This window comes from Rhizobium indicum (genome assembly GCF_005862305.2).
In the GTDB taxonomy this organism is placed as follows: Bacteria; Pseudomonadota; Alphaproteobacteria; order Rhizobiales; family Rhizobiaceae; genus Rhizobium; species Rhizobium indicum.
Window position 1 is genome coordinate 543,541 of sequence record NZ_CP054021.1, and the last position, 18,905, is coordinate 562,445.

Consider the following 18,905-nt stretch of genomic DNA (forward strand, 5'->3'; position numbering starts at 1 on the left):
GAGGCGCTATTCTCGGCAAGAGCGGCAGAACGTCAGCATCCGGTATCCAGGCCCATATTGACGACACGCTCAGGGCGCCCATCCAAAAATGCTTCGATGAGGCGGACGGCGTCTCCGTAGTAGGTACCCAACATGTCCCTGGTGAAATATCCAAGGTGCGGGGTGATCACGACGTTCGACAGGCTGCGGAATGGATGGTCGACCGGCAGCGGCTCTTTTTCGTAGACGTCCAGCCCCGCTCCCGCAATCGATCTTGAGCGCAACGCGGCAATAAGCGCGGGCTCGTCAACGATGGCGCCGCGGGCGGTATTGATGATGTAGGCGGTCTTTTTCATCGCCTGCAGATCGGTCGCGCCGACGATGCCTCGCGTTCGGTCGCTCAACGCCAGATGGATCGTGACGACGTCGCTGGTGGCAAAGAGCTCTTGCTTCGATACCAGACGCGCACCGGCTGCCTCCGCCTGCTCCGCCGTCATGTTCTGGCTCCAGGCCTGGAGCTCCATGCCGAATACCTTGCCGATCTCCGCGACCCTTCTGCCGAGGCTGCCGAGGCCAAGAATGCCGAGCACCTTGCCTCCTACCGTCGTTCCCGCCTGGGTCTGCCAGCCTCCGCGGCGCATGCTGCGATCTTCCGAAGCGATATGTCTCGTTGCCGACAAGATCAGACCCCAGACGAGTTCGGCAACGCCGCCGGCGCCAGCCCCGCTGACGGGAGTGTTCGAGACGAGGACGCCGCGGCTCGCGGCTGTCGCGATGTCCACCGTATCGTAGCGCTTGCCGGTCACGACGATGTACTTCAGGCGCGGCAGCCGATTGATCAACTCCCCTGGAATCGGCATCCTCTCACGGAGAGTGCAGATTATGTCGAATCCAGCGAGTTCGCGCGCGGCCTCATCCGGCAGCGCCAGCGGACGGTCGAAGACGACGACATTGGCGCGGGATTTCAAACCTCCCCAATCGGCGACCTCCTGAGAAATACCCAGATAATCGTCAAGAATGGCGATGTTCGGTTTCATAGATATCCCACGCAAATGATCTTCGGATAGTCTGGCTTAAACGGCCCTGCTCATTGCCGCTGCCATTCCTCCGACCAGATCTGCAACGGGTCGAGCGTTCCCTGCCGGAAGTTCGTAAGGCCGGTGACGGTGACGTAGGCGCGCGGGTAGAAATAGAGCGGCAACATCGGCAGATCGTCGGCAAAGATTTTCTGGACCGCCGCCCATTTCTGCTTTGCCGTCTCAGGATCGAGCGCCGCCTCGAGCTCGGATATGGCCTTGTCCATCTCCGGATTTGCATAGGCTGAGAAATTGTTGCCGACGCCATTGTTTTTTGGACCCGGAATGGCGTCGGATCCGAGCGCGATCCGCGGCGAAACGGATGGAGAAAAGTCGATCGAGGACATCATCAGAGCTTTGAACTTCCGCTTGCGCGCCATCTCGCCATTGAATTCCTGCAGGGGCACGAAGTTGTTGGTGATCTCGATGCAGACATCCTTCAACTGGCTCTGGATGACCTGAGCAATCTGCTCTCTGGTCTGATTGCCCGCAGTGGAGACAAGCTCGAGCGAAAGACGCTCGCCTTTGTCATTGACACAGATGCCGTCACTGCCCGGTTTCCAACCAGCGCTTTCGAGCAGCTCTTTAGACTTCTCAGCGTCATATGAGTAGAGCGTCATATCCTTGTTGTAATAGGCATTCTCGCTGCTCAGGATGCCGTTGGCGACGGGCTGCAGCCCTCCGAACAGTTCGTCGCTTATCGCCTGGCGGTCGATTGCGTAGAGGATGGCCTGGCGCACCGCCTTATCCTTGAGGATCGGATTGTCGAAATTGACAGCGATGCGCTCGACGTTCGTTCCGTAGGCAAGATGGTAGGTGAACTTGTCAGGCTGCTGGTTCTTGAGATCGAGCATCTGCGAGAAGCTGATTCCGCCGGGGCTGACAGGGACCGCATCGACCGATCCAGCGAGCAGATTCTGAAGCAACGAAGACGAATTGTCGCGATAGCTCAGGATTATCCGCTGCAGATGGGGCTTATCTCCCGGCCACTTCGGATTGGGCGTGAACACGATGCGTGTTCCGATCTGATAGTCGCTGAGCAGGAACGAGCCGTTCCACAGGCCGGGATTGGTCGGCTGCAGATTGTAGAGCGATTGCTTGACATAGGTGTCGAGCGTTGGATTGGCCGCATAGACCGGACCTTCCAGGTGCTCCGGAATGACCTGGTCCCAGGAATTATAGCTCGAAATGATCTGCGGGATCGTCAGCACGACGGTTCGCTCGTCGACGATCTCCAGCGCAGATGCCCGCGTCCAGGAATTGTAGTTGGAGAAGCCGATCTTGGGATCGCGCGCCATTTTCCAGGTGAACTCGATATCCTTCGAGGTAACCGGCACGCCGTCTCCCCAGGCAAGCCCCTCCCTGAGCTTGAACGTGACCTTCATTCCCTTCTTGCCATCGGGAAGATCGACGATCTTGGCAAGACCGTTGTCGATGGTCGGCAGCGTTTCGCAAAGGATACAGTGATTGACGACGTTCTCGTCGAATGCCGTTATCGGTCGGAGGGAATAGTTGATGACGAGGCGCTTGGTATTGTTGACTTGAACCAGCGGATGAAAATTCGTCAGGAACTGCAACTGTCCGACGACCAGTTGATCCTTTGCCTGAGCCATAGCGCTGGCACTCGACAGCGAGGTCAGCGCAGCCGTGGCGAGTGCCACGGTGACGAACGATTTTAGTCTCTTCCCGGCAGATGTCATTTTATCCTCCATCAGACTTTGTTTTTGTTTTCTTCAGTGCGATCCCTTGCTCGTCTCCGAGCGAGGATCGAAGGCCGAGCGAACGCCATCGCCGACGAAATTGACCGCCATTACGGTGGTGAAGATCAGCAGGCCGGGATAGACGGCAAGCATCGGGGCCGAGATGATGAGCTGCTGCGCATTGGTCAGCATGTTCCCCCATGTCGGCGTTGGCGGAACGATGCCAAAGCCAAGGAAGCTCAGCGTCGATTCGAACAGGATGATGCGGCCGACCGACAAGGTCATCGCGACGATCAGAGGTGTGGCGATGTTCGGCAAAATGTGGACGAAAATGTTATATCGACCCTTGGCTCCGCTGACACTTGCTGCCCTGATGTAATCGACATCGCGTAACGTGATGGTGCCGGCCCTGGCTATTCTGGCGATCGTCGTCCAGTCGACGAGAGCGATGATGATGACGATCCTCAAGAAGACGGCGGCAGGCGACGTCGCCGCAGCCTGGCTGAGGCCGAGTTTCGTCAGATCGACGGCGCCCAGGACGATCAGCACCGGGATGAGCGGCAGAGCGATGATGCAATCCGTCATCCGCATGAGCACGTTGTCGAACCTGCCGCCGATGTAGCCCGCAGTGACGCCGATCCCGATGCCGATGATCCCGGTAATGAAGGTGGCGAGCAGACCGACGGCAATGGATACCTGGCCGCCATAGAGGAGCCGCAGCAGTACGTCGCGGCCAAGGTCGTCGGTGCCGAGCCAGTGCTGCGCTGACGGCGGCTTGAACCGGCGCAGGAGATTGGTGGCGTTGGCGTCTATTCCCGTCAAATAGGCGATGGGCCCGGCCATGGCGCAGGAAAGCATGAGAAGGACCACGAAAACCAGCGAGATCATCGCGAGCTTGTTGTCCCGGAAGCGCTGCCAGCGCTTGCTCCAGACCGAATTCGAGCTGGCGCCCGCTGGCGCCGTATCTGCGGTGACGATGCTCATTTCAGGGTAATCCTCGGGTCAAGCCACGCATAGGCGAGGTCGGCAAGAAGGCTTGAAAACAGGGTGACGATGGTCGCCAGCAGAAGGCCGACGAGCGCCAGATTGAAGTCGATGTTGCTGATCGCGTCGTAGATGACTTTGCCCATACCCAGCATGCCGAAGATCGTCTCCACGACGAGCGCCCCTGAGAATAGCGAGCCGAAGCCGAGGGCAAGCACCGTCACCATCGGGATCAGAGCGTTGCGGAGCGCGTGACGCATGACGACAGCCGTTTCCGAAAGACCCTTGGCCCGCGCTGTCCGGACAAAGTCCGAATTGAGCGTCTCGATCATCGATGCTCTCACATATCGCACCAGCGGGCCGACATGGAAGAATGTCAGGACGACCACCGGCAGGATCATATGGACGATCTGTTCGCCGACCGGAGCGTCGCTCATCAAGGGCGTGCCGCTCGCCGGAAGCCAGCCGAGCTTGACTGAGAATACGATGATCAGAATGAGCGAGGTCCAGAACCCGGGCAACGAAATGCTGGCGAAGGCGATAAGACTGATGACGTTGTCCGTCCATCCGCCCGGCTTGCGGGCAGCCAGCGCACCGAGAAGCATCGCAAGCGGGATACTGATGATTTCGGTCGCGACGAGAAGCTTCGCGGTCTGAATCACGGCTGGCCAGAGGACGTCCAGGACCGGCTTGAAATAGACGCTGGAATAGCCGAGATCGCCATGAAGCGCCTGGTAAAGCCAGTGACCATAGCGGGCAAAAAGCGGCTGATCCATTCCGTAGAGCGCCCGCATCTGCGCCATCGTCTCCGGCGTCAGCGATGGATTACCCTCCAGCATGGTCTCGACAGGGTCGCCAGGCATGAGCCCGATCAGGACGAACAGCAGAAGCGACATCACAAGAGTGACGAGGACTGCCTGGAGGAGACGTGAAATCGTATATCTCAACATCGGCTCAATCCTTGAAATGACAGGCGGAAAGTTGCGTGGGCCGGCCAGGTGCGGGCAGAAGCGCAGGTCTTTGGCTCTTGCAGATGTCCTGCGCCTTTGGACAACGGGTATGAAACACGCAGCCGGAGGGTGGGGCCAAGGGCGAAGGGATCTCGCCCCGAAGGATCTGTTCTTTCTTTCGTCGTCCCCGGCCGATGCGTGGAACGGCCGCCAGCAGGGCTTGGGTATAGGGGTGGCTGGGTGTCTGGAAGAGATCCTCCGAGGCCGCCACCTCCATCAACCGCCCGAGATAGAGAACGGCGACACGGTCCGCGAGGTGCCGCACGACGCCGAGATCGTGGCTGATGAACAGATAGCTGATGCCATGCTGCTTCTTGATGTCATCGAGCAGGTTGAGCACCTGGCTCTGGATCGAGACATCAAGGGCGGAAAGCGGCTCGTCGGCGACGATCATTTCCGGTTCGGCGATCAGGGCACGCGCAATCGCAATCCTTTGGCGCTGGCCGCCGGAGAACTGATGAGGATAGCGACGCGCCGCTTCCGGCGGCAGGCCGACCTGTCCTAAGACGTCGACTGCCCTGGCTTGCCGCTTGTCGGCCGGGACGCCCTTCAGCCTCAGCGGCTCTGCAACGATCTCTCCGACCACCATCCGCGGATCGAGCGCGGAAAACGGGTCCTGGAAGATGACTTGCACCGGTGTGTGTCCTTCGCCGCCCGGCCTGGCGCTGTTGAACGTCACGGTCCCGGCGGTCTGCTTGCGCAATCCGGCCACGACATATCCAAGCGTCGACTTGCCGCTGCCGCTTTCGCCGACAAGCGCGAGTGTTTCACCCTTCAAGACGCTCAGCGATACGTCATTGACCGCTTGCAGCCAGACCGCTGGTTTTAGAAAACCGCCACCGATTGGAATATCGACGTTGATATGCTCGAGATTCAGGAGTTCGGTCATGGCTTAACCTTGCGGCAGGCGACCTTATGGCCGGGAGCGACTTCGAGAAGATCAGGCTCGATCTGTCGGCAGCCGTCGTCTGCAAAGGGACAGCGCCTGGCAAAACGGCAACCCGTCGTTATATCGGACGTGACGCGCCCAGGAATGACGTAGAGACGCTCTACCCGCTTGTCGGGATCCGGAAGCGTCTGAATCAGTCCCTGGGTGTAGGGATGAAGCGGATTGGCGAAGAGCTCGTCGGCGGGCGCATATTCAACGGCCGTGCCGGCATACATCACCATGATGGAGTCGGCGATCTCCGATATGACAGCGAGATTGTGGCTGATGAACTGGATCGACATCTGGGCGTCGTCCTGCAGCGTCAACATAAGATCGAGTATCTGCGCCTGGATCGTGACGTCGAGCGCGGTCGTCGGCTCGTCGGCGATCAGCAACTGCGGACGACAGGCCAGCGCCATCGCGATCATCGCACGCTGGCGCATGCCGCCAGAGAGCTGATGCGGATAGTCCTCCGCGCGCCGAGCCGGCGACGGGATTCCGACCTGCGCAAGCAGATCGACCGCGCGGCCATGCGCTGCGACCTTGCGGAGCTTCTCATGCTTGACGAGAACCTCGGCGATCTGCCGTCCGACCGGCATCACCGGGTTCATGGCAGTCATCGGCTCCTGAAAGATCATCGCGATCTCGCGGCCGCGGACCTGCTGCCATTGGCGCTGCGTAAACTTTGCCAGATCCCGGCCATTGAAATCGATGGTGCCGTCGACCCTGCCGCCGCCGGCAACAAGCCCGAGAAGAGCAAGCGACGTCATCGTCTTACCGCAGCCACTTTCGCCGACGATTCCCAAGGTTTTGCCGCGCGCGATGCTGTAGCTCAGACCTCGCACCATCTGGACAGCGCCTTGCGGACCTGGAAAGGAGACGTTCAGATCCTGGACGTCCAGCAAGGGCGTGGAGCTTTCGGCGGTCGACGCAGCTCCGTCACCAACGACAGCGCCGTTGACATGCAGCATTCGTCACCTCCCTTTCGAATGTCTGGCCGCTAACAGGCACAGTTCTTCTATTCGCATGTGTTGCCTACCGCGGCCTCCACCGCAGCAGGCGTATTCTCGTTACAGCTCGATAACGCCGACGCCACTTCTGATTTCGATCTTCGTTCCGAACGGTTCAGACAAGCGACGATAGCGATCGATGATGCGCACGGCATCCTCTCCCTTGGCAACCATCGGCCGCCCTTCGGTATTGTGATGGTCGCCCTTGCCGGTGCGCCGGGTCTGTTTGACATCAGGCGAGGTGTCGCGCCCCATTTCGACCGGATGGAGCAGAATGCGTTTCAGCCTCTCCCCCTCCATATCGAGCTTGATGACGGCGGAACTCCACCAGGTGTCGGTGGGCGTATCAAGGCCGGGATGAAGTGGATGGGCGGCGGGCGTCAGCATTGCGAGACGGTCGACGTCATGTCCCCAGGCATCGTAGCTGTCATAAGGGACGCGCTGGATGAACTCCGATTGAGCAAAGAAGTTACCGATGCCGTAGAATATCGGTCTGCCATTGTAGATCTCGATGCCCAATGTCCGATGCCAGCCGTGGCCGATGTAGATATCGGCGCCGCCGTCGATGACGGCGTGAGCGAACTCCTTGACGAAGCCAGGCGGCGTATCGCCCCGCGGACCATCCGAGACGCTGAAATGATGCGCCACGATCACCAGGTCTGCCATGGAGCGCGCCTCGTGGACGGAACGAAGGTTGCGTTCGAGGTCGCGTTTGTGGCATCGGCTGATGACTTCGCAGCGGTCGCCCACGAAGAAGGATTCGGGATCGCCCCATTGCTGGGCGCCGGGAATTTGAACGCCGAAAGACCCCTCGCGGCCATGCTTCGGCTTCTTCATGAAATTGAACTTCTCGCCAAAGTCCTTGAGATTCCTGGCGGTCTCTTCGTCCACCATGAATTCAAAGGTGAGGCGTTGGGGATTGACGCCAGGGCGGCCGCGTAGCGCGCCCTTCGGCATGCCCGCCCACATGAAATGTTGATTGCCGGAACTTGTCGAGACGAGTGCGACACGTCCGTTTTTCTTGTCGACGTAGCCCGGCTCGCTGGCGAGCTCGAGATCCGCGCCGGTGCCGGCTGTGACGATGCCCGCGGCCTTCATGTGCTTCTTGGTCGCGATCAGGCCTTCGGCTCCGAAATCGAAACTGTGATTGTGCGCGGTGGACATGATATCAAAGCCGGCCCACTTGAGATCCTTGGCAATCTCGGGATCCGCCATCATGAAACTTCCGATGCCTTGGCCGCGGGCCGGCCACTTGAGCTCGTCGTAGTCGGCGAAATTCATTTCCAAATGACCGTAAGTGACATCGGCGTCCTTAAGGACGTCCCAAACCTCGGTAAATTGAGGCTCGTCGTGCATGGCAAATGGGCGACACACCATGCACTCGCCCGCCAACGCCACTTTCCAGTTCCGTGTCGACACCATAAAACCTCCTGAGCCGACGAGACGCCGGCACAGAGAGCCTGCGTTCGTCCGACTGCCGTTCTCATATTCGTGAGCTTGAAAATCTCCCAAAGCGACATTTCTCACTCCCGTCGCATATCGAACATAGCACTCCGGGCAGCTATCACTAGTTTCGTCGATTGCCTTTCAGAAATGCCGTTTCGGCATATCTCTCGGTGCATCGATACACGTCGTTGACCAGCCTGTGCTGCGCGTCGGCAGTAAGCGGTACCGTGATTTTCCACAGCCGAAATAAATCGGCGAAAACGATGATTTTTTCGCGCCTTGGCGCTTGCGGCCTTCGAAGGCGCTGACTATAAGGGCGCCACCACGAAGGAAGCGCCCTTCGTCTATCGGTTAGGACACCAGATTTTCATTCTGGGAAGAGGGGTTCGACTCCCCTAGGGCGTACCACTTTCTCTCCCTTGGCACGTCCCATCGTCAGCGCTTTTGCGCGACTACTCTATTTCGCCGGCGCAGCATCGCAGACGCGCAACTGGATGCGGCGTGCGCCCTGGTAGTGGTCGGCACCGAGCGAACCGGCGACATGCAGGCTGGCACCGCGTGAATTGATGAGAAGATTGCCAAGCGGCGTATCGGCGGCGCGAAAGGCGATGCCGTCGAGCCGCGATCCGTCCATGGCCTCCAGCGTCACCTTCACATGTTTCTCACCGACCAGGCGGGCGTCTCGCACCCTATGCGCCGGTACGGCAAAGAGCGGCTGTGCGTGGCCAGAGCCATAGGGGCCGGCGGCCTCCAGGCGGTCGATGAGTTCGAGGGTGGCGCCGCTTGCGCCGATCGCGCCGTCGATCTTCAGCGTCTCGTTGGCGACGAGGCTGGCCACTGTCCTCTCGGCCTTCTCGGTGAAGAAGGTCCTCAGCCTGCCGAGATCGGTGCGCTCGACCGTCAGGCCCGCGGCCATGGCGTGGCCGCCGCCCTTGACGAGCAGACCCTCGTCGACCGCAGCCCGGACCATCCTGCCCATATCGAAGCCGTTGATCGAGCGGCCCGAGCCGGTGCCGCGGCCGGAGGGATCGAAGGCGATCGCAAAGGCAGGCCGTTTGAACTTCTCCTTCAGCCGCGCCGCGATCAGCCCGACGATACCGGGATGCCATTTCTCATGGGCGGTGACGATGACGGAGGCGCCCTCGCCGTCGCCATATTCGGCAAGTGCCTCGGCTTCGGCCTCCTGCAGCATGATCGCCTCCATCGCCTGGCGTTCGCGATTGAGCTCGTCGAGGCGCTGCGCGATCACATCCGCCTCGCCGGCGTCGTCGAGCGTCAGCAGCCGGCTTCCGAGTGCCGCGTCGCCGATCCGCCCGCCGGCATTGATGCGCGGGCCGATCAGGAAGCCGAAATGATAGGGTGTCACCGGGCCGGCGAGCCCCGCCTTGCGGAACAGTGCTGCCAGTCCGGCATTGCTCTGGTGGCGGGCAGCGACCAGGCCCTTCACGACATAGGCGCGGTTGAGGCCCTTCAGCGGCACGACATCGCAGACCGTCGCAAGAGCCACGATATCCAGCCATTGCAGCAGGTCGATCGCCAGGATGCGCTTATTGCCGGCCGCGCGCAGCAGCCGGAGCGTCGCGACCAGCACCATGAAGACGACGCCAGCCGCGCAAAGATGCCCCTGCCCCGAGAGATCGTCCTCGCGGTTCGGGTTGACCAGCGCATGGCAGGGCGGCAGCTCATGTGTAACCTGGTGGTGATCGATGACGACGACATCGATATTGCGCGCGGCAGCGGCGGCCAGCGCCTCGTGGCTGGTGGAGCCGCAATCGACGGTGACGATCAGCTGAGCGCCGTTATCGATCAACTGATTGATCGCCGCCGGATTGGGGCCGTAACCTTCGAAGACTCGGTCGGGGATATAGATGGTCGCCCTGACGCCGAAATGGCTGAGAAAGCGGAACATCAGTGCCGATGAGGCTGCGCCGTCGACGTCGTAGTCGCCGAAGATAGCGACGCTCTCGCCGCGCTCGATCGCGCGCAGGAGGCGGGTCGCGGCCTTTTCGCAATCGGTCAGCCTATGGGGATCGGGCATCAGGCTGCGGATCGTCGGGTCGAGGAATTCGATCGCCTCGTCTACCGTCACGCCGCGCCCGGCGAGCACCCGGGCGATCAGATCCGGCAGTCCGTGGATCTGCGACATGGCCAGCGCGCGGTTCTGCCCTGCCTGATCGAGCCGCGCGACCCAGCGATTGTCGAGCGCGGATTTCTCCACGCCGAGAAACGCGCGCTGTACGGGGTCGACGAGATCTGCCATGCCACACTCCGCTGACTTCATCTGCTCTTTCTACAGGAGCAGCGGAGATAACATAGCGATGGATTTGCAGACACGGATTTTTACCAGAATACCGCCCAGACGATCAGGGCGATGCCGGTTATCTGCACGAGAATGACGGAAAACAGGGTAAGAAGAATGGCCCAGTTGCGACCTTCAGGGCTTTCGTCGTCATCAGGGGCCTCGCTGGAGGCCCCGGGGATTTGGTAACGAACCACATCATGGTCCGTTTCGGGAACTTCCTCAAACACATCAGGATGATCGGGAGGTTCTTCTTCCGAACGACCATACCCCTTCCCGGCATGGCTGTCCTTGTTCACGAAATTCTCCAAAGCCGGCGACTCCCTCTCCCGGCTTATTTATATCAATGTTTCGGTATCTGTTAATATAAGTTTTCGTGAGATCGGTGAAACAGGCATAAAAAACCCGCCGTGCGTGCACAGAGCGGGTCAGCCATCCCGGATTGTGGCAAAAAAAGAGGTCAGCCTTCCTCTTTCGGCCGCTCGATGCGAATCACCTGCGGCTCGCCGAAGAGGTAACCTTCCGACTTGATCGAGGCGACCGCCTTGCGCACCGAGTCTTCCGTCGTCGCATGGGTGACGAGAATGATCGTCTGGTGGTGCGATGGCGCCAGGTGCTGCTTGGAGCGCTGGACGATCGATTCCAGCGAGATGTTGTTTTCGGCCATGAGGGTTGCGACGCTGGCAAAGACGCCGGTGCGGTCGAGCACGGTCAGGCGGATGAAATAGCCACCCTCGTGGCTCTGCATCTGCGCCTTGCGGTAGGGCTCCAGCGTCGCTGCGGGATGGCCGAGCACCGGCACGCGCTGGGCGCCTGGCTGGCTCTTGGCGATATCGGCGATATCGCCAAGCACCGACGAGGCCGTGGCGCTGCCGCCGGCGCCAGGGCCGACCATCAGCAGTTCGCCGAGCACGTCGGATTCGATCGCCACTGCATTGGTAACGCCGTCGACCTGGGCGATGACCGAATCGACCGGCACCATTGTGGGATGGACGCGCTGCTCGATGCCGGTATCGGTGCGCTGGGCAACGCCCAAGAGCTTGATGCGGTAACCGAGCTCGGCAGCGGCGTGGATATCCTCGATCGAAATGTTGGTGATGCCTTCGAGATAGATGTCGTCGGCCGCAATCTGATTGCCGAAGGCGAGCGTCGTCAGGATGGAAAGCTTGTGGGCCGTGTCGTTGCCCTCGATATCGAAGGCCGGATCGGCCTCGGCATAACCCAGCCGCTGCGCTTCCTTCAGGCATTCGGCGAAGGAAAGCCCCTCCTTCTCCATCTTGGTCAGGATATAATTGCAGGTGCCGTTCATGATGCCATAGATGCGCGAGACGGAATTGCCCGTCAGCGATTCACGCAGCGCCTTGATGACCGGGATGCCGCCGGCGACTGCCGCCTCGAAGTTCAGCAGCGACCCCTTCTCCTCGGCGATCGTCGCAAGCTCGACGCCGTGATAGGCAAGCAGCGCCTTGTTGGCTGTCACCACATGGAGACCACGCTGGAGTGCAGCGCGCACGGAGACGTTGGCAGCCCCTTCGGCGCCGCCCATCAGTTCGACGAAGACGTCGATATCGCCTTTTTCGGCAAGCTCTTCCGGCCGGTCGAACCAGGTAACAGTGGAAAGATCGATGCCGCGGTCCCTCGCCCTGTCACGTGCCGAGACGGCCGTGATGGTGATCGGACGCCCGCAGGTAACGGCAAGCTCGTTGCTTTTCTGCTGAATGATGCGGACAAGCGAGGCGCCAACGGTGCCCAAGCCCGCAATGCCGATTTTGAGGGCATCTGCCATGGATCGATCCTGAAATGTCTGTGTGGCGGCAGCCGCATGACGCGGCTGCCCAACGGTTGGATTAGCGGTGTGCGTTCAGCGAGATGACGTTGTGCATCGTCTCGTCTGCCGTCGACATGAACTTCTTGATGTTGCGCGCAGCCTGGCGAATGCGGTGTTCGTTCTCGACAAGTGCTAGACGGACGTAGTCGTCGCCCATTTCGCCGAAGCCGATGCCCGGGGCAACGGCGACGTCGGCCTTCTCGACCAGCAGCTTGGAGAATTCCAGCGAACCGAGATGACGGAACTTTTCCGGGATCTTCGCCCAGGCGAACATCGTCGCAGCCGGCGGCGGCACGTCGAACCCGGCCTTGCCGAAGCTTTCGACCATGACGTCGCGACGGCGCTTATAGACGTTGCGGACTTCCGCAATGTCGGAGCCATCGCCGTTCAGCGCATGCGTCGCCGCCACCTGGATCGGCGTGAAGGCGCCGTAGTCGAGATAGGACTTGACGCGGGTGAGCGCCGCGATCAGCCGCTCGTTGCCGACGGCAAAGCCCATGCGCCAGCCGGGCATGGAGAAGGTTTTCGACATCGAGGTGAACTCGACGGTCACGTCCATCGCGCCCGGCACTTCGAGAACCGACGGCGGCGGGGCGCCGTCGAAGTAGATTTCCGAATAGGCAAGGTCGGAAAGCACGATGATGTCGTGCTTTTTCGCAAAGGCGATGACGTCCTTGTAGAAATCGAGCGTCGCGACATAGGCCGTCGGGTTCGAGGGATAATTGAGAACCAGCGCCAGCGGCTTCGGGATCGAATGCCGGACGGCACGCTCGAGCGGCTCGAAGAAGCTCGCATCCGGCTCCACCGACATGGAACGGATCACGCCGCCCGCCATCAGGAAGCCGAAGGCATGGATCGGATAGGTAGGGTTCGGGCAGAGGATCACGTCGCCAGGCGCGGTGATTGCCTGCGCCATGTTGGCGAAGCCTTCCTTGGAGCCCAAGGTGGCAACCACCTGGGTATCCGGGTTGAGCTTGACGCCGAAACGGCGGGCATAATAGGCGGCCTGGGCGCGGCGCAGGCCCGGAATGCCCTTGGAGGAGGAATAACGGTGCGTGCGCGGATCCTGCACGACCTCGCACAGCTTGTCGACGATCGACTGGGGAGTGGGAAGGTCGGGGTTTCCCATGCCGAGATCGATGATATCGGCGCCGCCCGCTCGCGCGCTTGCCTTCAAACGGTTGACCTGTTCGAAAACATAAGGCGGCAAACGCCGGACTTTGTGAAACTCTTCCATCTCATTCCCCATGGAAAGGCGGCATTTCGGGCCGCAGTCGAAGTTCGTTCCGTCTCCCGGCGGCTGCGACACGAACTTCAGAATCGCAACGCCGTATTCATCAGACCCAAGCGACGCGGCGAATCTTTGACGGAAAGGCCGCGTAACGCGCATTATCAGGAAAATTGCATCTTCCGATCCATTCGGAATGGCTTTGCGTCCAAATTGCCTGAAAGGCAAGGTCTATTTGGAGATTTCCGAGAGCGTATCAGTGCCGTGCTCGGCGGCCAGACGCCGCATTTCGGCGACCTTGGCCTGATATTCGGCTTCCGAGATCGTGCCGGCCTTGCGCCGGGCGCCAAGTGCCGTCAGCTGATGCTGCAGTTCGGCCGCCTGCTCGTCGCTCATCTGGACATTGGCGGCGGTCAGCGGCGCGCCGAAATTCGGATAGCCGTCCGGGTATTTTGCAAGGCCGCCCTCGGCCGCCTCGCCCTTGGTGGCCGGCATGACGACGGCGGTCGGCGCCGCTCGTTTGGCGGCGGCTGCGGCTTTTTGTTCCGCCGTCAGATTGCATCCGGCAAGGGCCATCGCCGCCGCGGCGCAGATCAGTGCGGTGCGGTTGAAGGTTGCGATGCGCCGAATGCCGTTCTTCGTCATGCCTCAAAAATCCAGTTTTGACTGCTTCGACTGTTAAATTTGTCGCAGCCACAAAGCAATAGCATGAGCCGACGCGGGTGGAACTTGTTTTCTCGTTCGATCACGATGTACAACGAATGGATAAAAAGAGTGGTGCTGCCGCCGGAGGAAATGGTGACCGACAGCAAGCAGGAGAATGGCGGCAAGGCCGGCTTCGACGCGACCGATCTCGATCCCTATCTGTTGAAGGATCCTGAGGCCATGGCGATGAATTTTGCCCGGGCGCTCGAAAATCTCGGACAAGCAGCGTCTGCCTGGCTTGCGCCGCGCGAACGCGGCGAGATCAGCGAAAGCGCCGCCGATCCGATGACCGACATGGTCAAGACGCTTTCCAAGGTCACCGAATACTGGATTTCCGATCCGCGCCGCACCTTCGAGGCACAGACGCAGCTGATGTCCTCGTTCTTCGGCATCTGGATGCGCTCGATGCAGCGCATGCAAGGCGATCCCACGCCACCCGAGCCGGACACCCGCAAGGACAAACGCTTTTCGGACGAGGACTGGCAGAAGAATCCGTTCTTCGATTTTCTCCGCCAGGTCTATTTCGTCACGACCGACTGGGTGGAAAAGCTGGTGTCGGAGACCGAAGGCCTCGACGAGCACACCAAACACAAGGCCGGCTTCTACGTGAAGCAGATCACGGCAGCGCTTTCGCCGACCAACTTCATCGCCACCAATCCGCAGCTCTACCGCGAGACGATCGCGACCAGCGGCGCCAATCTGGTGCGGGGGATGAAGATGCTGGCCGAGGATATCGCTGCTGGACATGGCGACCTTCGCCTTCGCCAGACCGACATGACGAAATTCGCCGTCGGCCGCGACATGGCACTGACGCCAGGCAAGGTGATCGCCCAGAACGACATCTGCCAGATCATCCAGTACGAGGCTTCGACCGAAACCGTGCTGAAGCGGCCGCTTCTGATCTGCCCGCCCTGGATCAACAAGTTCTATATTCTCGACCTCAACCCGCAAAAATCCTTCATCAAATGGTGCGTCGACCAGGGGCAGACGGTCTTCGTCATTTCCTGGGTCAATCCGGATGCGCGCCACGCCGACAAGGACTGGGCGGCCTATGCCCGCGAGGGCATCGATTTCGCGCTGGCAACGGTCGAGAAGGCGACCGGCGAGAAGGACGTCAACGCCGTCGGCTACTGCGTCGGCGGCACGCTGCTTGCCGCGACACTGGCGCTGCATGCCAAGGAGAAGAACAAGCGCATCAAAACCGCGACACTCTTCACCACCCAGGTCGACTTCACCCATGCCGGCGACCTCAAGGTCTTCGTCGACGAGGAGCAGCTTGAATCGCTCGAAGAGCATATGCAGGCGGCCGGCTATCTGGACGGCACGAAGATGTCGATGGCCTTCAACATGTTGCGCGCCTCCGAGCTCATATGGCCTTATTTCGTCAACAACTACCTCAAGGGCCAGGATCCCCTGCCCTTCGACCTGTTGTTCTGGAACGCCGATTCGACCCGCATGGCAGCGGCAAACCATGCCTTCTACCTGCGCAATTGCTATCTCAAGAATGCGCTGACGCAGAACGAGATGGTCCTCGACGGCAAGTCCGTGTCGCTGAAGGACGTGAAGATCCCGATCTATAATCTCGCCACCCGCGAGGATCACATCGCACCTGCCAAGTCCGTCTTCCTCGGCAGCCGGTTCTTCGGCGGCAAGGTGGAATTCGTCGTGACCGGCTCCGGACACATCGCCGGCGTCGTCAATCCGCCCGACAGGAAGAAGTATCAATTCTGGACGGGCGGCCCCGCCAAGGGAGACTACGAGACCTGGCTCGAGCAGGCGACGGAGACGCCGGGATCATGGTGGCCGCATTGGCAGGCCTGGATCGAGACACATGAGGGCAGACGCGTGCCAGCCCGCAAACCTGGCGGCGATGCGTTGAACGCGATCGAGGAAGCGCCGGGAAGTTATGTGATGGAGCGCGCCTGAGAAGGCCCAACACATCTCTTTTTGAGACGTCGTGAGAAACTGCAACGCCGCGTAAACAAATTAGAAACCATAATTCGTCATCCTTGCGAGACAGTCGGACGTCGTGGGTGGTCTAAATTCGGCCCATTTGCGCCTGTACCGGCCCCGGCGAAGTGTAGTCAGTCAGTGCCGCCGGCCTGCGTAGCGAGTTTGAAAGACGAGTGTAGTATGGCGTGTGCGGTCGGGACGTTCGATGACGTCACCCCTCTTGGCGGATCTGCTTTCCGTTGGCGCAGATCTCGTGGTTTCCTTTACGGTGTTGTCGGCGCCGGATTTCTGACCTCCACATGGCTGATCGCGACCTTCGCGACGATGCACTCGATAGCCGCTCCCTATTCTCCGCCGGATCGCTTGGCACAGGTGGCAGCTGCGCCGAAGGTGGCGGCTGCGCCGCGCCATGAGAGGCTGATCCATGTCGGCAAGGCCGATCGACTGGCCGCCTTCGATGCGAAGCCGAAGGTCCCGCTGACGGCGAGCCTCATTCAATCCCATGCCGAAAAGACCGCCGCCGCTGCGACGGCGCTTGCGGTTCTCGCCAAAAACAATCGGCTCGTCATGGCTGCCGAACAGCCGGTCGTGGCGGCGATCTCCGACAGCGCCAAATTCCGCAAGGACGATGTGATTGCGGCGGCGCCGGTCGAGGTCGCCTCGGCAGAGACGGAAGAAGACGACGGTGACCGGATCATCGTTCCCTCGAAAGAGGCGGTCGCTGCAGCCGAACTCCCGACCCTGCTTGCTCTTGCCGATGCCGGATCCCGGCAAATCGCGCCGGCTCCGGTCGAGCCAACCGCATCTCCCCTCAAAACGGCTTCCATTCCCGCATCTGAACCAGCTCCTGTGGTTGTCGCCGCCGCGGAAGACGCGCCACCCTTCGATCTCGTGCTGGCGCCGGACGAAGGTTCGGTGCCGCTGCCGATGGCGCGTCCTGACGGACTCATCGGCAAACCGACACCGGCCTCCAAGGGTTCTGAGCGCTCAGCCGAGCCTGTGCTTGCCTACGCCCAGCCGAACTCGCCGATCGAGGATGACGAGGACGATGCAGTGCCGCGCTACGACAGGCCGGCCTTCTCGCCGAAGCTGCGCGCAGGCGTGGCGATCTACGATATCGAAAACAGCATCGTCTATCTGCCGAACGGCGAGCGGCTCGAGGCCCATTCCGGGCTCGGTAAGATGCGCGACAAACCGCGTTTCGCCAATAAGAAGATGCGCGGACCGACGCCGCCGCACACCTATGTTCTTACCATGCGCGAGAGCCTTTTCCACGGTGTCGAGGCGCTGCGGCTGACGCCGGTCGAGGGTTCAGACGCCATCTATGACCGTGTCGGCCTGCTCGCCCACACCTACATGCTCGGCAAGAACGGTGATTCCAACGGCTGCGTCTCCTTCAAGGATTACCGCCGCTTCCTCGCCGCCTACAAGCGCGGCGACATAAAGCAGCTCGTGGTGGTGCCGCGCCTGAACAACAAACCGACTTCGACGCTCGCCTCGCTGTTTTCGCGGCGCAGCTGAGCAATAAGCAACCGCGAGCGCTATTTCAGCCAAGCCGCGATTCGCTCCACCGCCTCGGCGATCTCCGCTTCTGAGCCCGCATAGGACAGACGCAGCGTTCGATGTCCCTCCAGCGGATCGAAGTCGAGACCGGGCGTTGCGGCGACGTCGATTTCCGCGAGCATGCGTTTGGCAAAGCCCATGCTGTCATTGGTGAAGCGTGTGACGTCGAGATAGGCGTAGAAAGCCCCGTCCATCGGCGAGGCGATCGAAAGCCCGATCTGCGGCAGGCGCTGCATCAGCAAATCGCGGTTGGCGGCGTAACTGGCCTTGTAACGATCGAGCTCGGCGCCGGCGCTCAAAGCGGCCGTGGCGGCGATCTGGGAAAGCTCGGGCGGGGAAATATAGAGGCTCTGCGCTACCCGCTCGATCGGCCGAACCAGGCGCTCGGGAAGCACCATCCAGCCGATTCGCCAGCCGGTCATGCAATAATATTTAGAGAAGGAGTTGATGACGATCGCCTCGTCGGTCAGCTCCAGCGCACTCGCCTCCTCGCCGGCGAAGGTCAGCCCGTGGTAGATTTCATCGGAGATGAAAGCGATGGATTGGGCCGCGCAGTAATCCGAAAGCGCCTCCAGCCCCTCGCGGCCGGTCACCGTGCCAGTCGGATTGGCGGGGCTTGCAAGCAGCACGCCTTTCAGCCTCATGCCGCTTTCCTTCTGCGCCGCTTCGAGGCTTTGCGGCGTCAGGGTGAAGTGGGTCTCGGCCGTTACCGGCACTTCGAGGACCTTCAGGCCCAGCGCGCCGAGGATATTGCGATAGGCGGGATAACCGGGTCTTGCGATCGCCACCGCATCGCCGGCATCGAAGAGCGACAGGAAGGCGAGATTGAAGCCGGCCGAGGAACCTGTGGTGATGGCGATGCGCTTGGGATCAATCTCCAGGCCGTGGCGATCCTTGTAGTGCCAGGCGAGCGCCGATTTAAGCCGTGCCGTCCCCAGCGCATCGGTATAACCGATCCGACCTTCGGCAAGGGCTGCGCGCGCCGCTTCGAGGGCCGCTAGAGGCGCCGGATGCGAAGGCTGGCCAACCGCCATCGAGATCACGGGATGGCCGGCCGCACGCCGCTTCGTCGCCTCCGCCAGGACGTCCATGGCGTGAAAAGGCTCGACTTCGCTGCGTTTCGATATGGAAAACAAGATCGTTTCTCGCTTAGCTTCTGCAATCACGGCCCGACAATTGCCGCATTAATCGGCTCA

General features: G+C 60.9%; 15 protein-coding genes and 1 tRNA gene. 3 read left to right on the forward strand and 13 right to left on the reverse strand.

All coding sequences use genetic code 11. The annotated features are described in order from the left end of the window. Window positions 1-32: 32 nt before the first annotated feature. From FFM53_RS02635 to FFM53_RS02665, 7 genes are all read right to left on the reverse strand, one after another. Entirely contained in the window at window positions 33-1,016 is a 984-nt protein-coding gene (locus tag FFM53_RS02635) for a D-2-hydroxyacid dehydrogenase family protein (RefSeq protein WP_138329743.1), read from the reverse strand. A 50-nt stretch (window positions 1,017-1,066) separates the two neighbouring features. Beyond that, entirely contained in the window at window positions 1,067-2,755 is a 1,689-nt protein-coding gene (locus FFM53_RS02640) for a peptide ABC transporter substrate-binding protein (protein ID WP_138329744.1), read from the reverse strand. Between the two features lie 33 nt (window positions 2,756-2,788). After that, entirely contained in the window at window positions 2,789-3,739 is a 951-nt protein-coding gene (locus FFM53_RS02645; protein ID WP_138329746.1) for an ABC transporter permease, read from the reverse strand. Further along, window positions 3,736-4,689: an ABC transporter permease gene (locus FFM53_RS02650; protein WP_138329748.1), complete on the reverse strand. Its 954-nt coding sequence runs from the start codon at window positions 4,687-4,689 to the stop codon at window positions 3,736-3,738. Before FFM53_RS02650 ends, FFM53_RS02645 begins: the two co-directional genes overlap by 4 nt. Window positions 4,690-4,693: 4 nt before the next feature. Beyond that, complete coding sequence (locus FFM53_RS02655; protein ID WP_138329750.1) at window positions 4,694-5,638, reverse strand: ABC transporter ATP-binding protein; 945 nt, start codon at window positions 5,636-5,638, stop codon at window positions 4,694-4,696. After that, window positions 5,635-6,648, reverse strand: coding sequence for an ABC transporter ATP-binding protein (locus FFM53_RS02660; protein ID WP_138389290.1), 1,014 nt, complete (start codon window positions 6,646-6,648; stop codon window positions 5,635-5,637). Before FFM53_RS02660 ends, FFM53_RS02655 begins: the two co-directional genes overlap by 4 nt. Before the next feature lie 99 nt (window positions 6,649-6,747). Beyond that, window positions 6,748-8,109, reverse strand: coding sequence for a CapA family protein (locus FFM53_RS02665; protein WP_138389291.1), 1,362 nt, complete (start codon window positions 8,107-8,109; stop codon window positions 6,748-6,750). A 357-nt stretch (window positions 8,110-8,466) separates the two neighbouring features. On the opposite strand from FFM53_RS02665, the gene FFM53_RS02670 reads away from it, so the two are divergent. Then, window positions 8,467-8,541 (forward strand) — tRNA-Glu (locus FFM53_RS02670). Window positions 8,542-8,590: 49 nt separating this feature from the next. On the opposite strand, the gene recJ is transcribed toward FFM53_RS02670, so the two are convergent. The 5 genes from recJ to FFM53_RS02695 all read right to left on the reverse strand — a co-directional run bounded on the left by recJ (window position 8,591) and on the right by FFM53_RS02695 (window position 14,133). Further along, the gene (recJ, locus tag FFM53_RS02675) at window positions 8,591-10,393 is read right to left on the reverse strand and encodes a single-stranded-DNA-specific exonuclease RecJ (RefSeq protein WP_138391088.1); all 1,803 of its coding nucleotides are present in this window, start codon (window positions 10,391-10,393) and stop codon (window positions 8,591-8,593) included. Window positions 10,394-10,473: 80 nt separating this feature from the next. Next, a complete protein-coding gene (locus FFM53_RS02680) occupies window positions 10,474-10,731 on the reverse strand; it encodes a hypothetical protein (protein WP_138391089.1) in 258 nt (85 codons plus the stop codon). 161 nt (window positions 10,732-10,892) lie between these two features. Further along, entirely contained in the window at window positions 10,893-12,218 is a 1,326-nt protein-coding gene (locus tag FFM53_RS02685; RefSeq protein WP_138391090.1) for a homoserine dehydrogenase, read from the reverse strand. Between the two features lie 61 nt (window positions 12,219-12,279). Then, window positions 12,280-13,497, reverse strand: coding sequence for an LL-diaminopimelate aminotransferase (locus FFM53_RS02690; RefSeq protein WP_026160221.1), 1,218 nt, complete (start codon window positions 13,495-13,497; stop codon window positions 12,280-12,282). Window positions 13,498-13,719: 222 nt separating this feature from the next. Continuing rightward, the gene (locus tag FFM53_RS02695; RefSeq protein ID WP_138329761.1) at window positions 13,720-14,133 is read right to left on the reverse strand and encodes a hypothetical protein; all 414 of its coding nucleotides are present in this window, start codon (window positions 14,131-14,133) and stop codon (window positions 13,720-13,722) included. Between the two features lie 150 nt (window positions 14,134-14,283). Between FFM53_RS02695 and FFM53_RS02700 the strand changes: the two genes are divergently transcribed. Next, entirely contained in the window at window positions 14,284-16,119 is a 1,836-nt protein-coding gene (locus FFM53_RS02700) for a PHA/PHB synthase family protein (RefSeq protein ID WP_246413144.1), read from the forward strand. 207 nt (window positions 16,120-16,326) lie between these two features. Continuing rightward, window positions 16,327-17,667, forward strand: a complete 1,341-nt coding sequence (locus FFM53_RS02705; protein WP_138391091.1) for a DUF2778 domain-containing protein — start codon at window positions 16,327-16,329, stop codon at window positions 17,665-17,667. Window positions 17,668-17,687: 20 nt separating this feature from the next. On the opposite strand, the gene FFM53_RS02710 is transcribed toward FFM53_RS02705, so the two are convergent. Next, window positions 17,688-18,845: a pyridoxal phosphate-dependent aminotransferase gene (locus FFM53_RS02710; protein ID WP_138391092.1), complete on the reverse strand. Its 1,158-nt coding sequence runs from the start codon at window positions 18,843-18,845 to the stop codon at window positions 17,688-17,690. Window positions 18,846-18,905 lie beyond the last annotated feature (60 nt).